Origin of the sequence: Curtobacterium luteum (assembly GCF_001475545.1) — a bacterium.
GTDB lineage: Bacteria > Actinomycetota > Actinomycetes > Actinomycetales > Microbacteriaceae > Curtobacterium > Curtobacterium luteum_A.
This window is the reverse complement of record NZ_LDQC01000014.1, coordinates 25,646-39,925: the sequence shown is the minus strand read 5'-3', so window position 1 is coordinate 39,925 and position 14,280 is coordinate 25,646. Positions and strand designations below refer to the sequence as shown.

At 73.5% G+C, this 14,280-nt stretch carries 16 protein-coding genes; 6 read left to right on the top strand and 10 right to left on the bottom strand.

The genetic code is table 11. The annotated features are described in order from the left end of the window. Nucleotides 1-665 (top strand): FtsX-like permease family protein (locus NS184_RS02490; protein WP_152998014.1); only part of this gene is annotated, 665 nt, incomplete at its 5' end. A 99-nt stretch (nt 666-764) separates the two neighbouring features. After that, nucleotides 765-1,535 (top strand): SGNH/GDSL hydrolase family protein, encoded by a 771-nt coding sequence (locus tag NS184_RS02485; protein WP_058724562.1) that lies wholly within the window; start codon nt 765-767, stop codon nt 1,533-1,535. A 33-nt stretch (nt 1,536-1,568) separates the two neighbouring features. On the opposite strand, the gene NS184_RS02480 is transcribed toward NS184_RS02485, so the two are convergent. Further along, nucleotides 1,569-2,675 (bottom strand): hypothetical protein, encoded by a 1,107-nt coding sequence (locus NS184_RS02480; RefSeq protein ID WP_058724561.1) that lies wholly within the window; start codon nt 2,673-2,675, stop codon nt 1,569-1,571. Nucleotides 2,676-2,719: 44 nt separating this feature from the next. Beyond that, nucleotides 2,720-3,385 carry an SDR family NAD(P)-dependent oxidoreductase gene (locus tag NS184_RS02475; protein WP_058724560.1) on the bottom strand — a complete coding sequence of 222 codons (666 nt, stop codon included), beginning with the start codon at nt 3,383-3,385 and terminating at the stop codon, nt 2,720-2,722. 252 nt (nt 3,386-3,637) lie between these two features. Between NS184_RS02475 and NS184_RS02470 the strand changes: the two genes are divergently transcribed. Continuing rightward, complete coding sequence (locus NS184_RS02470) at nt 3,638-4,765, top strand: PQQ-dependent sugar dehydrogenase (protein WP_058724559.1); 1,128 nt, start codon at nt 3,638-3,640, stop codon at nt 4,763-4,765. 124 nt (nt 4,766-4,889) lie between these two features. Here the strand turns inward: NS184_RS02470 and NS184_RS02465 are convergent, their stop codons facing one another. Next, nucleotides 4,890-5,861, bottom strand: a complete 972-nt coding sequence (locus tag NS184_RS02465; protein ID WP_058724565.1) for an NAD-dependent epimerase/dehydratase family protein — start codon at nt 5,859-5,861, stop codon at nt 4,890-4,892. 68 nt (nt 5,862-5,929) lie between these two features. On the opposite strand from NS184_RS02465, the gene NS184_RS02460 reads away from it, so the two are divergent. Further along, a complete protein-coding gene (locus NS184_RS02460; protein ID WP_058724558.1) occupies nt 5,930-7,378 on the top strand; it encodes an MDR family MFS transporter in 1,449 nt (482 codons plus the stop codon). A gap of 348 nt (nt 7,379-7,726) precedes the next feature. On the opposite strand, the gene NS184_RS02455 is transcribed toward NS184_RS02460, so the two are convergent. Next, complete coding sequence (locus NS184_RS02455; protein ID WP_058724557.1) at nt 7,727-8,215, bottom strand: DUF4126 family protein; 489 nt, start codon at nt 8,213-8,215, stop codon at nt 7,727-7,729. Between the two features lie 172 nt (nt 8,216-8,387). On the opposite strand from NS184_RS02455, the gene NS184_RS02450 reads away from it, so the two are divergent. Both NS184_RS02450 and NS184_RS02445 read left to right on the top strand, forming a co-directional pair. Further along, nucleotides 8,388-8,834 (top strand): SRPBCC family protein, encoded by a 447-nt coding sequence (locus NS184_RS02450; RefSeq protein WP_058724556.1) that lies wholly within the window; start codon nt 8,388-8,390, stop codon nt 8,832-8,834. A 34-nt stretch (nt 8,835-8,868) separates the two neighbouring features. Then, nucleotides 8,869-9,516, top strand: a complete 648-nt coding sequence (locus NS184_RS02445) for an SDR family oxidoreductase (protein ID WP_058724564.1) — start codon at nt 8,869-8,871, stop codon at nt 9,514-9,516. 15 nt (nt 9,517-9,531) lie between these two features. Here the strand turns inward: NS184_RS02445 and NS184_RS02440 are convergent, their stop codons facing one another. The 6 genes from NS184_RS02440 to NS184_RS02415 form a co-directional block, all read right to left on the bottom strand. Further along, nucleotides 9,532-9,909: a VOC family protein gene (locus NS184_RS02440; RefSeq protein ID WP_058724555.1), complete on the bottom strand. Its 378-nt coding sequence runs from the start codon at nt 9,907-9,909 to the stop codon at nt 9,532-9,534. Between the two features lie 69 nt (nt 9,910-9,978). Next, nucleotides 9,979-10,674, bottom strand: a complete 696-nt coding sequence (locus tag NS184_RS02435) for a helix-turn-helix transcriptional regulator (RefSeq protein WP_058724554.1) — start codon at nt 10,672-10,674, stop codon at nt 9,979-9,981. A gap of 97 nt (nt 10,675-10,771) precedes the next feature. Continuing rightward, entirely contained in the window at nt 10,772-11,398 is a 627-nt protein-coding gene (locus NS184_RS02430) for a hypothetical protein (RefSeq protein WP_058724553.1), read from the bottom strand. Then, nucleotides 11,395-12,207, bottom strand: a complete 813-nt coding sequence (locus tag NS184_RS02425) for an endonuclease/exonuclease/phosphatase family protein (protein ID WP_058724552.1) — start codon at nt 12,205-12,207, stop codon at nt 11,395-11,397. Before NS184_RS02425 ends, NS184_RS02430 begins: the two co-directional genes overlap by 4 nt. Beyond that, a complete protein-coding gene (locus NS184_RS18155) occupies nt 12,204-13,091 on the bottom strand; it encodes a glycosyltransferase family 2 protein (protein ID WP_083513386.1) in 888 nt (295 codons plus the stop codon). The genes NS184_RS02425 and NS184_RS18155 overlap by 4 nt, the downstream gene beginning before the upstream one ends. A 123-nt stretch (nt 13,092-13,214) precedes the next feature. Beyond that, a complete protein-coding gene (locus tag NS184_RS02415) occupies nt 13,215-14,258 on the bottom strand; it encodes a hypothetical protein (protein WP_058724551.1) in 1,044 nt (347 codons plus the stop codon). Nucleotides 14,259-14,280: the final 22 nt, after the last annotated feature.

The following is a 14,280-nucleotide window of genomic DNA, read 5'->3' as shown; positions in this document are numbered from 1 at the left end:
CCGACCACCCCGACGCGACGACGACGATCCCCGCGGTCCTCGACGAGCAGGACCCGCCGATCCAGATCGGCGTCTTCATGACGAAGGCGACGGCCGAGCGCTACCGGGTGCCCGCGGTGGACGGCCTCCTCGTCACGCGGCTCGACGGCGACGTCTCGCCCGAGCAGGTCGGCGAGCTGGCCTCGGCGTGGCAGAGCTACGGCGGCTCGGCACGTGCGGAGGCGTCGGCACCGAGCTTCTCCTACGAGGCCGGCCCCATCGACGCCAGTGCACCGGTCCGGGCACTGGCACTCGCCCTCGCTGCGGCCGTGACCATCGGTGCCACCGCGGTCGCGATCGGTCTCGCTCGTGCGGACGGCCGTCGTGACGACGAGGTGCTCGACGCGATCGGGGCCGCGCCACGCCTCCGCCGACGGACGACGGCCTGGCAGGCGGCGATCCTCACGTCGGTCGGTGCGGTGATCGGCACCGTGCTGGGACTCCTCCCGATCCGGGCGCTGACCCTGCGGTTCGGGGAGACGCCACCCGGTGTCAGCCACATGCCGTTCGTGGCCGACTGGCCCGTGCTGGCGCTGCTCGCGATCGGCCTGCCCGTGCTCGTGACGGCCGGGACGTGGCTCACCGCAGGTCGTGGTCGACGCCTGGCGGTGCGACGTGCTCACTGAGTCGCTCCCTCGAACGGGTGCGAGAAGCCACAGTCACCGCGACGATTCCCCAGGTCTGGGGCCTGGTGTTCCGAGCCGTTCCGCGAGATACCTGTAGTCGTGTCCCGCACCAGCCACCTCGTGGTCCTCATGAGCATCATCGCCTCCGCCGCCCTCGTCGGCACCGGAGCCGTCGTCATCGCCACCGCCCACGCCGCGGCGGCCGACGGAGCGGTCGCCGCCCACCAGGAAACGATCGTGCAGAAGGACGCCGTGCTCCGGCAGGACGCCGCACTCCGGCGGACGCCGGACCAGGTGGTCCGCGGAGCGCTCGACACGGAGCACTCAGCCGACGCCGTCACCTTCGCGTACGCCGGCGACTCCATCACGGCGCGACCGGACTCGTGGCTGCACCAGCTCGAGGGCGACCCCGACCTCCACGCCGTCGGCGGCTACGCGCACAGCGGGTACCGCTCCGACCAGGTCCTGCACGAGATCGGACCGGTCCCGGACGCCGACGTCCTCGTCGTCGAGCTCGGGACGAACGACGTCAACCAGGCCGTCCCGGTCGGACGGATCACCGCGAACGTCGACGCCGTCGTCCGGAAGGTCGACGCGCACCACGTGCTGGTCGTCGCCGGGCCGCCGTCGGACCGCACGACGAGCCTCTGGGGCGCCGACCGACGCGCCGGTCAGCTCGTCCTCAGCCGGGAGCTCCGCGCCGAGGCCCAGGAGCACGGGTGGTCCTACGTCGACCCGTTCACGGCCATCCGGACGTCCGACGGCGCGTACGAGCCGGGGACGACCCCCGACGGGATCCACCCCACGGCCGCCGCGAACGTCCGCGTCGCCCAGGACATGGCGGACGCGATCGAGGCCGCCGCACGCTGACCCAGTCCACGCGGAACGGTCAGCGACGGGCGCTCAGCGCGGGACGCAGAACGACTCCACGTCGACGTGCACGCCGTCCTGCCCGCCGCCGAGGCTCATGCGGCGCACCGGGAGCGCATCCGCCATCGGCATCAGGAAGTCCGTGCCCATCGCTCGGTCCACGACGGCGTAGCCGGACCGTTCCCACCCGCGCTGCACGGCGCCGGCGACGTCCTGCGGTGCCACCGACGGGAGCACGAGCGAACCCGTCCACCGGACGCCGCCGTCGCAGCGTTCCTCGGTCAGGGACACCCCCGGCGCGGAGGCACGCGCGGGAGTCGGTGACGAGAGGTCGTCGAGCGGCCCCGCCCACCGGACCGAGTCGGCCAGCGCAGCCCTCGTGCCCGACTCCACGGCAGTGGCGTCGAGCGTCGTGTGCTCGGTCGGGACCGGGCCCGGCCAGTCCGGGTCGGGTGTGGCCGAGGCGTCCCGCCGGTCCTCCGCGTCCGGCACGGTCCGCACCCGGTCGGGCGCGCCACCGCCGAGCGAACCGACCGCGCCCACGAGCAGCGCGGTCAGCAGGACGCCGACGACCGCGTCGGCGGGCCAGAGCGAGACCACGGAGGGCCGGTCGTCCTCGGGGAGCAGCCCCAGCCGCCGCAACCGCAGCGCGAGTGCGAGCACGAAGAGCCCGACCCCGACGGCCAGGAGCGGCACCGTCAGGAGCGGGGAGGGCAAACCGAGGCCGGACGACCACGAGACCACGGGCACGACGAGCGCCGCTGCCAGGCCGAGGTACGCGCCGGAGAGGACCCGTGCCTCCCGGCCGGAGACCTGCAGGGACGGGCGAGCCGGTCTGCGGAACCCGCCGACCACGACGCAGACCGCGCCGTTCACGGCGACGCCGACGCGCCCCAGGGCGAGTCCGACGAACTGGCCGAAGTCCCCCGTGCCGATGGGAGTGCCGTCGGGGACCGGGTAGCGGACGTGGCCCGCCACGTCGAGCAGGACCAGTACCCCGATGATGCTGAGCGCGAAGACGCCCCACACCCACCGCGGGACGCCGAGTCGACGCAGAGCAGCCGCGACGAAGAGCACCGCCGCGGGCATGCCGAACAGCAGCGCAGCGCCCGCCGCCGTGTCGAACGCCCCCAGCTCCACCGCGTCAGGCTAGGGGCGGCGTCGGCGCACTCCCTGGGAACGGCTCACTCGGGCAGCGGCTCCGCGTAGGTGCGGAACGCCCCGCGCTCGGTGTGCATCGTCCAGAGGCGCTCGGCGACCGCGGCGCCCGAGTGGTCGTCCTGGCCGTCGTCGATCCCGAACGGGATGATGAGCTGCGCGACGTGCACGTTCTCCTCGGCGACGGCGTCGTGCAGCAGCTGCGCGTAGGCACTCTCGCCGGCGAAGGCCACCGACGTGCCCGTCACGCGCGCACCTGGTCGGACCGCGCTGCCGCCGTTGACGAACAGGATGGTCCCCTTGCCGAGCGCCCGCATGCCGGGGAGCACTTGGCGGACAGCGTTCACGGAGCCGTAGACCGAGAACTCGATCGGTCCGACGAGGTCCTCCGCGGTCGTCTCGAGCACGGGCCGCATGTACTCCTTGGCGGGGAGCGGGCTGTACTGCAGCACCTCGATCGGGCCGAGCTGCTCGGTGGCGCGCTCGAGGGCGGCGCGCAGGGAGTCGCCGTCACGGACGTTCGCGGCGAAGCCGGCAGCGGTGTGGCCCTGCTCGCGGAGCTGCGCGGCGAGGGAGTCGAGACGGTCCTGGTTGCGCGAGATCAGCGCGACCGAGAACCCCTCGCGGGCGAAGCGGGCGGCGGTCTCGACGCCGAGGCCCTTGCCGGCGCCGACGATCGCGATGGTGGTCATGTGTGGTCCTTCCGGGACGACGGTGTCCGGGCTGCGGCCCGTCGGCGGGACCATCCGGTCCCGTCGACGACCACTGAACCAGCGGGTGCCCGAGCGAGGCGGGTCCTGTCGTACCCCCTCTCGGCCGGGAGGCGCGCGGCGGCGCCGCCACGCGCCTCCCGTCCGACCAGAGGTGGCGCTGAGTGCCCGTACAGGTTCCTCCCGACCGGAGCGTGTGCAATCGGGACACGACCCGACTCCGGGAGGCACACCGTGCTCACGACCACCCGCCGCACCTGGTCCGCGCTCGGCGCGGCCGCCGCCACCGCCCTCGTCCTGTCGGCCTGCACCGACGGCGAGGCCCGAACAGCGCCGGACACCGCCACGTCGAGCCCGACACCGTCGACCACGACGACGGTGTCGTCACTCGTCCCGGACGGCGAGCCCGCCGACGTGGTGACCGGCCTCGACGCGCCGTGGTCGGTCGTCCGCACCGGCGACGGCCCCGAGGCACTCATCAGCGAACGGGACTCCGCGAGGGTGCTCGAACTCGCGGCGGACGGCAGCACGCGGGAGGTCGGTACGGTCCCCGGGGTCCGGTCCGGCGGCGAGGGCGGGCTGCTCGGGCTCGCACTCCACGACGGCGACCTGTACGTGTACTCGACCGCCGATGACGGCAACCGCATCCAACGCTTCGCACTCACCGGCAACACGGGGTCGTACGGCCTGGGCGACGCCACCACGATCCTCGGCGGGCTGCCGTCGAGCGGCATCCACAACGGCGGTCGCATCGCGTTCGGACCGGACGGCATGCTCTACGCGAGCGTCGGGGACGCCGGCAACGGTCCCGACGCGCAGGACCGTGACTCCCTCGCGGGCAAGATCCTGCGGATGACGGCCGACGGGGACGTGCCTGCTGCGAACCCGTTCCCGGACTCGTACGTGTGGAGCCTCGGGCACCGCAACGTGCAGGGCATGGGCTGGGCCGAGGACGGCACGATGTTCGCCGCTGAGTTCGGCCAGGACACCTGGGACGAGCTCAACGTCGTCGAGAAGGGGTCGAACCACGGGTGGCCGGAGTTCGAGGGGACGGGCGGGACCGGCGAGGGCTTCGTCGACCCCGTGCAGCAGTGGGCCACGAGCGATGCGTCCCCGAGCGGCCTCGCGGTGATCGGCGACACGGTGTTCGTGGCGAACCTGCAGGGCGAGGCGGTCCGGGCGGTCCCCGTCGCCGAGCCCTCGCAGTCCACCGTGTGGTTCGGCGGCGACTTCGGCCGCATCCGAACCGTGCTCGACGGACCCGACGGCGTGCTCTGGTTCGTGACGAACAACACCGACGGCCGCGGGGACCCGCAGGACGGCGACGACCGCATCGTCTCGGTCCCGCTGTCCCGGGGCTGAGCCGAGGCCGAGACTCGGCCAGGCGGACAGAACTCGCGCCGCAGCACCGCGGAAGTGTCCGCGGGGCCGAGACTCGGCGGTCGTTCGGCAGGAGGCTCCGGGCAGCGGGACTCGCGTCCGCGCGTCAGACGACGAGCGGCCGCGCCACCTCGACCTCGCCGTTGTCGACGAGCCACCGCACCGCGTCGAGCACCGTCGCCTCGGCCGTGTACGCCGGCTCGTAGCCGAGCACCCGCCGCGTCTTGTCGAGGCTGAACACCTGCGACCGTGACAGGTGCTGCCAACTGGCGTCGGCGTCGTCGGGAGCCGTGGTCTCGCGGAACCGGTCCCACGTGACGGACTCGATCCGTGCCTCCTGGCCGAACCACGACGCGACCAGGTGGACGTACCCACGGACGGTGAGCGCCGTCGGGGCCGTGACGAAGCAGTCCTCGCCCACGGCGGTGTCCCGGTGCTCGACGGCGAGCTGGAACGCCTGCGCGACGTCGTCGGCGTGCACGTGCGCCATCGACTCGGCACCGAGGCCCGGGACCTCCACCGGCTCGCCCGCCGAGAGACGGGTGATGACGGAGGTGTCGAGGTTGCCGAGCGGACCGATCGGCACCCAGCCCGGACCGCTGATGTGGCCCGGGTGCAGGGTGGTCGTCGCGACACCGCCTGAAGCGGTTTCCTCCTTGTACAGTCGAGCGATCGCGTCCTTCTGTTCGCCGTACTCACCGAACGGCGGCGTCGCGTTCTCCTCGGTGATCGGCAGCACGTGCGAGACGCCCGCGCGCCAGATGGACCCGCAGTGCACGAGGTGCGTGTCCGTCCCGCGGAGGGCGTCGAGCATCGCCCGAGCGCTGTCGACTGTGAAGCACACGAGGTCGATCACCGCGTCGGCGCGAAGTCCCGCGATCCGTGCGCCGAAGGTGCCGTCGCGGTCCTCCTGCTCACGGTCGGCGGTGACCCGTTCGACCCGCTCCCACTCCGGGGCGTCGACGTAGGCGGAACGGGTGCCGCGGGTGACGACCACGACCTCGTGGCCGGACCGCACGAGACGCGGGACGAGGAAGGTGCCGATGTGGCCGGTGGCCCCGATGACGACGATGCGCATGACGGCCACGCTAGGCCCGACCTCCTGCACGGCGGAATGTCCCGACGCGGAACGGACTTGCTGCCCGCATGGCTGCACGATCCGGTGGTGTCGGCCTGCGCTCGGAGCGCGGGCCGATCCTGCTCTCCCTCATGCTCGCGACTGCGCTGGTCGCCCTCGACTCGACGATCATCGCCACCGCGTCGACGTCGATCGCTCGGGACCTCGGACACTTCCAGCAGCTCCCGTGGCTGTTCTCGGTCTACCTGCTCGCCCAAGCGGTGTCGGTGCCGATCTACGGCCGGCTCGCGGACGTGCTCGGCCGGAAGCGTCTGCTCCTCGTGGGCATCGGGCTCTTCCTGCTCGGGTCGGTGCTGTGCGGTGCCGCCTGGTCGATGCCGGCGCTCATCGCAGGCCGGGTCGTGCAGGGCCTCGGCGCCGGTGCCGTGCTGCCGATCTCGATGACGATCACGAGCGACATCTACACGCTGGAGGAGCGGGCGAAGACCCAGGGGTACCTCGCGTCGGTGTGGGGCATCTCGTCGGTGGTCGGCCCGACGCTCGGCGGGCTGTTCAGCGAGCTGGGCGCCTGGCGCTGGATCTTCTGGATCAACGTCCCGCTCGCGCTCGTCGCGGGCTTCATGCTCGTTCGGGCATACGCGGAACAGCGCGCGACGGATGGACCCCGCCAGCGCATTGACTACCCGGGGGCGGTGCTGCTCACGCTCGGGACCACCGCGCTGCTGCTCGGGCTGCTCGAGGGCGGAACGGCTTGGGCGTGGGACTCGGGTGCCTCGATCGGCATCTTCGCCGCGGCGGTCGTCTTCCTCGCGGTGTTCATCGTCGTGGAGCTCCGGACCTCGCACCCGATCTTCTCGCTCGCACTCTTGCAGCGCCGCGTCGTGGCGGCCTCGACGATCGCGTCACTCGTCATCGGCGTGATCGTGATGGGGCTGTCGACCTACGTCCCGATCTACGCGCAGGACGTCCTCGGCACGTCGGCGCTGATCGCCGGATTCGCCCTCGCGGCGCTCACCCTCGGGTGGCCGATCTCCGCCTCACAGGCCGGGCGGTTCTACCTGCGGTGGGGCTTCCGTGTGACGGCGCTCATCGGGTCGTCGCTGGTGCTGCTCGGTGCCGCGGCCACGATCATGCTCGGCTCGACCTCGTCGGTGTGGCTCGTCGCGGTGTCCTGCTTCGTCGTCGGGGCCGGGATGGGCCTCACGGCCGTCCCGACCCTGATCGCGGCGCAGTCGTCTGCGGCTCACGACGAGCGCGGAGCCGTGACCGGGACGAACATGTTCGCGCGGTCGATGGGCTCGGCGATCGGCGTCGCGGTGTTCGGTGCGGTCGTCAACGCGCACGTGCAGCTGAACGCGGCCGGAGCCCCCGAGGGGCCCGGCCTCATGACGGCGATGCACCTGGTGTTCGTGTCGATCGCGGTCATCGCACTCGTGCTGCTCGTTGCGGTGTCGTTCATGCCGGCGCACCGGCGGCGCGCCGAGGCGACCGTGCCTGCAGAGCCCGCAACCGCCTGAGGCGGTCACCACCCACCGGCCTGGAGGCACGCTGCGGGCCCGCCCCGCGCCTCCCGGCTGCTGGGACCGACCCGCCGGTGCTGACCCGCCGGTGCCGAGACTCGGCTTCGCGGACACGTTCGCGAGAGGCGAGCCGCGAAACTGTCCACCTGGCCGAGTCTCGGGCGTCGCCGCGGCGCCGGCCGGCGGCACGGCCCGGCCGGCCGCACGGCGCGACGCAGCGCAGCGCGACGCAGCGCGACGCAGCGCAGCGCGACGCAGCGCGACGCGGCGCAGCGCGACGCGGCGCAGCGCGACGCGGCGCAGCGCGACGCGGCGCAGCGCAGCGCGACGCGGCGCAGCGCAGCGTCAGTCGGCGGTGACGGCCCGCACGGAGCCGGCGATCACGGCGGCGTCCTCGGCGAGCGCCACCACCGGGTCCGGCAGGTGCGTCACACCGCCGACGGCCTTCCGGGCGGCCCAGCCGACGAAGCTGCCGACGATCGCGCCGACACCGCCGAGGATCGCGCCCTCGACGACGAGGTTGCGGCGACCGGTCGTGCCGAGCGCCGCTCCCGCGAGGGCACCCGACGCGACCCGTCCGAGGATCGCCGGGAAGCCGATGCGGCTCGGCGTCGCGGGGAGCTTGTCCCCGATGAGCTCGCCCACCGCGCCCGCGACGAGGAGTCCGCGGCCCAGCGGCGTCGCGAAGACCTTCCAGTCCTGCCACGCCCCGGAGAGCTTCTTGTTGTCGTGGTTCAGCGCGAGCACGGCGAGGGGCGTGGCGCTGCGGCCACCGCTCAGGACGCCCAGCGCGAGTGTCCGGACGAGGGTTCGCTGTTCGTGGTCGGTGCTCATCGGTGTCTCCTCCTGGCTGACTCGTCGTGGTCCGCCCGTGACGGTACGCACCCCGTGCTGGGAGACGTCGTTCCACACAGCCGACGCACACAGAGCCGGCGCGACAGAGCCGACGCAACACAGCCGACGCACGCCCCTACCGCGAGCGCCCTCGTGCTCCTACGATCGGCGCATGAGCACGGTCACCGTCGAGCGGCACGAGCACGTCGCGGCCCCGCCCGCCGCCGTCCTGCCGCACCTCGCGGACCTCAGCCGGTGGCAGGGGTGGTCGCCGTGGGAGGGCGCCGACCCCGACCTGCACCGCGAGTACGCCGGCGAGCCCGGGAGCGTGGGGGCGACGTACGCGTGGTCGGGCAACCGGAAGGCCGGCGCCGGCAGCATGCGGGTCACCGAGGTCACGCCCGACGGGGTCGTCGTCGCGCTGGAGTTCACGAAGCCGTTCCGGTCGAGCAGCGTCTCCCGGTTCGTGCTCGTCCCGTCGGCTGGCGGCACCGACGTCACGTGGCGGATGGAGAGCCCGCGGACCGTCATGACCCGGATCTTCCCGCTCGAGAAGCTCGTCGGGCCGGACTTCGAGAAGGGGCTGCGGCAGCTCCGTGCCGTCGTCGAGCGCGGCTGAGTCGCACGGAGGCCCGCCGGGTACCGTCCGGATGATGAGCAACGTCATCCTCTTCGGCGGTCACGGGAAGGTCGCGCTCCTCGCGACGAAGATCCTCAGCGACCGCGGCCACACCGTCACCTCCGTCATCCGCAACGCCGACCAGTCCGAGGACGTCCGCGCGCACGGCGGCGAGCCCCTCGTGGCGGACATCCAGGAGCAGACCCTCGAGTCGTTCACCGACCTCGTCCGCGGGCACGACGCCGTGGTGTGGTCGGCAGGAGCCGGCGGCGGGTCCGCCGACCGCACCTACGCGATCGACCGGGACGCCGCGGTGCTGACCGTCCAGGCGGCAGCCCGCGCCGGGGTCGACCGGTACGTCATGGTGTCGTGGTCCGGATCGGTGCTCGACCACGGCGTGCCCCGGGACGACGACTTCTTCGCGTACGCGCAGTCGAAGTACGTCGCCGACGCGGTGCTCCGCGACTCCGGGCTCGCGTGGACCGTGATCGCGCCGAGCACCCTCACCGACGACGAGCCGACGGGCCGCGTCGACTGGGACGGCTCGTCGTCGAAGGTGCCCCGCGGTGACGTCGCGCACGTCGTCGCCGACGTCGTCGAGGACCCCGCGACCGCCGGGCGCACGTTCCGGTTCAACGGCGGGTCGACCGAGATCGCGTCGTTCCTGTCGGCAGGAGCGTGAAGGCCGGCCGACCGGTCAGTCCCGCGGTCGGCTGAACAGGTTCACGACGGTGCCGTCGGGGTCGCGGAACAGCGTCGAGCGGTTCCCCCACGGCATCGTCGTCGGTTCGAGGACGACGTCGTCGAGCAGGTCACGCAACCGCGCGAACTCGGCGTCCACGTCGGCGACCTCGAACTCGACGAGCACCGAGTCGTTCCGGCCGGGCCGTGGGGCACGGTCGCCGAGCATCGCGACGGTTGCGGTGGTGCCGATCGCGAGCACGGGACCGTGGTCACCGCGGAACTCGGCGAAGACGGGTGCCGGTCGGTGTGCGGTGACGCCGGTGACCTGTTCGTAGAAGTCGACGAGTCGGTCGAGGTCGTCGGTGATGATGCGGATCGATGCGAATGCCATGTCGGCAGGATGGAGCTGCTCCGCGACACCGTCCTGTCGGTGATTCCGGCCACGCGCCGAACGGCGCGGTCAGTCCTCGACCGCGTGCCGGGTGACCCCGTGCGGGATGTCGAGCTCGTCGGCGCGGAACGGTCGCGGTGGCGCATGCTCGCCGGTGGGGTCGAGTGACTCGATCCGTCCGGCGCGGAAGGCGCGGACGGCACCCCGCAGTCGGCACCAGGCGACGAGGTACCAGACGCCGTCGCGGACGACGTAGCCGAGGGGCTCGACCTCGCGGTCGCTCGGCTCGCCGTCGCGGTCGTGGTACCGGAGCCGGAGGACCTCGCCGTAGCGCAGTGCTGCGGTCACGACGTCGCCGACCGGGGTGTCGTCCTCGGGCTCGAGGAACGCGATCCGCCGCGCGACGGCGAGGGACTCCGCGAGCCGCTCGTCCCGGGTCGCCGCGTGCACCTTCCCGAGGGCGCTCGCGGCCGCGTCGCGGAACGGCCCGGTCGCGAGGGCACCGAGACCGACGGTGACGGCGAGCGCCTCGTCCACGGTCAGCCCGAGCGGGGCGAGCGTGTGCTCCCGGTCGAGGCAGTACCCGCCCGTCCGGCCCGGCTCCGCCCAGATCGGCACACCGGCTTGCTGCAGCGCCGAGAGGTCACGCTCGACCGTGCGGACGCTCACCTCGAACCGTTCGGCGAGGCGGCGGGCGCTCAGCGGTCGCGGCGCGACCGCACGGAGTGCTTCGACCAGCGCGTAGAGCCGGTCGGTGCGGTTCACGGGGTGCCCAGGAGACGGACGGGAGGCACGGTGCGGCCCCGCCACGGGCCTCCCGGCCGCCGGGCGGAGACCGCGGAGGGATCGGAGCGGCGGTCGGTCATCCCCCGATCGTAGGGCGGTCCCCGGGCTGGACCGTGCGCCGGTCGGACGCCGCCCAGCGGAGGAGCGCGCCACCGGCGAGCGCGCCGACGAAGTCGGCCGCCAGGTCGCCGATCGTGTCGTCGTACCCGACGAAGATCGTCGCGTCGAGGTACGTGTGCCCCACCCACTCGCCCATCTCCCACACGGACCCGATCGCCAGGCCCGCGGCCCCGCACACCACGACGAGTGCGGCGACCGACAGCGTCCGGACGTCCTGCAGCACGCCCAGGTCGGACGCGACGATGCACAGCAGCACCCCGAGCAGGCCGACGAGCACGACGTGCACGACCTTGTCCCACCCGAGCACCGTCGTGTACCAGTCGAGCGTGCTGCTCCACGCGGCGACGGACGAGAGCACCCCGACCGCGATGTCGAACGCGGGTCGGAGCCCGAGCATCCGCGGGACGACGGCTCCGAGGAGCGCGAGCATCGCGACGGCGAGGTCGATGGCGCCCCAGCCGATGTCCGCGACCGGCAGGCTCAGCGCCACGAGCACCCGGACGACGTCGGCCGCCCACTCCGCTCCGCGTGGCCGCCGGAGGAAGGTCGGACCGAGGGTCCGGAGCAGGGCGCGGGTGCTCACACGGCCTCCCAGCGGAGGACGGCGGAGACGGCGGCGTGGTCGGAGAACGCCTGGCTGCCCGGTGCTCCCGTGGTGATCACGGCCGACCGGACCCACGCGCGGATGCCGTCACCCGGCCGGACCAAGACGCGGTCGAGACGTGCGCCGCCGGGTCTCGGCGGCCGGTGGTCCGTGTACGTGCCCACCGCGGGGGAGTCGTGCGTCTCCGCGAGGTCCCACGTGTCGAGGAGCCCGGCCGTGCCGAGCTCCCGGGCGACCCCTGATCGCTCCGACGCGTTCCAGTCCGCCATGGCCACGACGGGGGTCCCGGCATGCCGCGCCGAGGCACCGACGAGCCGGGCGCCGTTCCGGAGCGCGAGCGGCGAGAACGGGTCGAGGTGGGTGGCGATCGCTGTGAAGCGCACGCCGGTGGCGAGGTCGTCGAGGACCGCGCTGACGGCGATGCGCGGGAAGAGGCTGCCCCAGGACCGGGAACCGATCCGGTCCGGCCGGCGCGACAGGGCGGTGGTGTGGTGCTCCACCACGCGCAGCCGCTCGGCGTCGACGAAGAGTCCGACGTGTTCAGCAGCACGGGCGCGGCTGCGGGGCGCGACGACGGCTCGCCAGCGGGTTCCGAGCGCTGCTCGGACGGTGTCGAGCTGGGTCGGGACGGCCTCCTGGACAGCCAGTACCGTCGGTCGTTCGGCGTCGAGGAAGGCCGCGAGCGCACCACGGCGGTTGCCCCAGGCGTCCGGGTGGTCGCGGCGGAGGTGCGGGACCGGTCGCCGCACGTTGAGGGTCGTGCAGCGCAGGTCGGGGGCGTCGGTCACGCGGGGACCTCGGCGGCGGCGGACTCGGCGACGGCGGACTCGGCGACGGCGGTCTCGGCGACGGTCTCCGGAGCAGCACGGGCGGAGGCCTCGGTGCTTCCGCCGGTCGACGCGGGCCCGGTCGGCACGGACCCGGTCGGCACGGGGCGGGTCGCCTGCCGGAAGCGTCGCAGCAGTCGCGCGGGCGGCACGGCGCGGAGTCCCGACACCACCAGGGTGTGCTGGGCCTTGAGCGTCCGCCGGAACAGCCCCCGGAGGTCACGCACGGGGCTGCCGGACACGGTGACGACGAGCGTGCGGTCGAGCACCGTTCGCCACCGGGGGTCGAACTGGAGCGAGAGGTCGACGTCGTCGTGCACCCCAGGGTCGGTCCGGTGCACACGGTGGCGTACGGCGCGCCAGGCCGACCGGCGGAACAGCGCGTTCGAGCCGTACAGCGGTGGTCGACCGAGCGCGGCGGTCATCGTCACGAAGTACGCGCGCATGTACATGGTCCGCCAGAAGGCCGAGGCGACCGGCCCGAGGTCGCGGAACTCGCCGGGGCCGGTGACGGCGGTCACGATCGGGTCGTCGAACCACCGGAGCGCGCGTGCGAGCCAGTCCTCCGGCACGATCGTGTCCGCGTCGACGCGGGCGATGACGTCACCGGTGGCGGCGTCGTACCCTGCGCTCGCGGCCGCGGCGATCCCGCGCAGGGGTTCGTGGACGACCCGTGCTCCGGCGTCGAGCGCGACCCGCACGCTGTCGTCGGAACTGCCGTTGTCGACGACGACGACCTCATCGGCCGGCCGGGTCTGTCGGGCGAGCGCGGCGAGGCAGGCTCGGAGGTCCTCCGCGTCGTCCAGCACGGGGACGACGACCGTGACGGACGGGGGCACAGCCATGCCCCCAACCAACCAGTGCCCGACTGAGCGGCCACCCCGGCGGCGGACGCCGCAGCGCGGGCGGACGCGACAGCACCGGGCGGACGCGACAGCACCGGGCGGACACGACGGCGCCGGGCCGCGTCAGTACTTCGCGGCGATGCCCGTCATGTCCCCGAGCCCGAGCGTGCGGCTCCCGAGGGCGCATGGTCCCTCGGCCGCCTCCATCACCTGGCCGGTTCCGGTCGCCACGTGGCCGAGCCCGTACAGGTGCCCCCACTCGTGCGTCGCGACGGCCTGCACGTCGTAGCGGTTCCCGGAGCACGACGCCGTGGACGACCACGCGTACCTCGTGGAGTACCGCTGGTCGGCCTCCTGCACGACACCGTCCTGGTCGTACCAGACGCACGTCACGCCGAGGGTCTTCTCCGGCAGCGCTCCCCAGCCGGTGACGCTGTACCCGCTGCTCGCCGAGCAGCCTCCCTTGGCGGTGACGTTCGGGGCCTGCCCGGCAGCGCGCACGTAGGTGTTCCCCGCGGTGGACGTCATGGTCTTCCCGCACGCGGTGATCTTCCCCGTCCACGCGTTCGCGGCCTTCTGCAGGGCTGACTGCGTGAACGTGCCCTTCGAACCGGTGGCGTTGTAGTACCAGCGGACCGGGCTCGACCAGCGGTACCGGTTCTGCACGTTCGCGGTGCTCGTGCACTTCGTCGACGTCGCCGCCTTCGTGCCCGTCGTCGCGGCGCTGCCGGCCACCGCGCTGTCGGCACTCCGCTGCTGCCGGACCGCGGCGGCTGCGCCCTGCCACGCGTCGTCGACCCGGACCGCGATCCCGGCACCGCCGGTGTTCGCGACCACGACCTCGGGCAGCTCGGCGGCCCCCGGCGCGGCGACGCTCAGCGCGACCACGGACTCTCCGCGTGCCGGTACCGCGAAGGTGCGTCCGTCGGACAACCGGACGGTGCCGCTCGACGCCGTGCACCCGGAGCGGATGATCGAGAGGCTCAGCGTGCCGGACGGGCACGACGGCCCCGCCACCGGCACCGTCGCGGGAGCCTGCGTCGCAGCGGTGGCGGGCGCGGCCGTCCCGGCCAGCGGGGCAACGGCGACGAGCGCGGCGGCGGCGAGCGCGACAGCGGCGACGAGTGCGCCGACCGCGACGGTCCGCGGCGTTGTCCGGACGGACATAATGATTCCTCCCCGGCAGAGG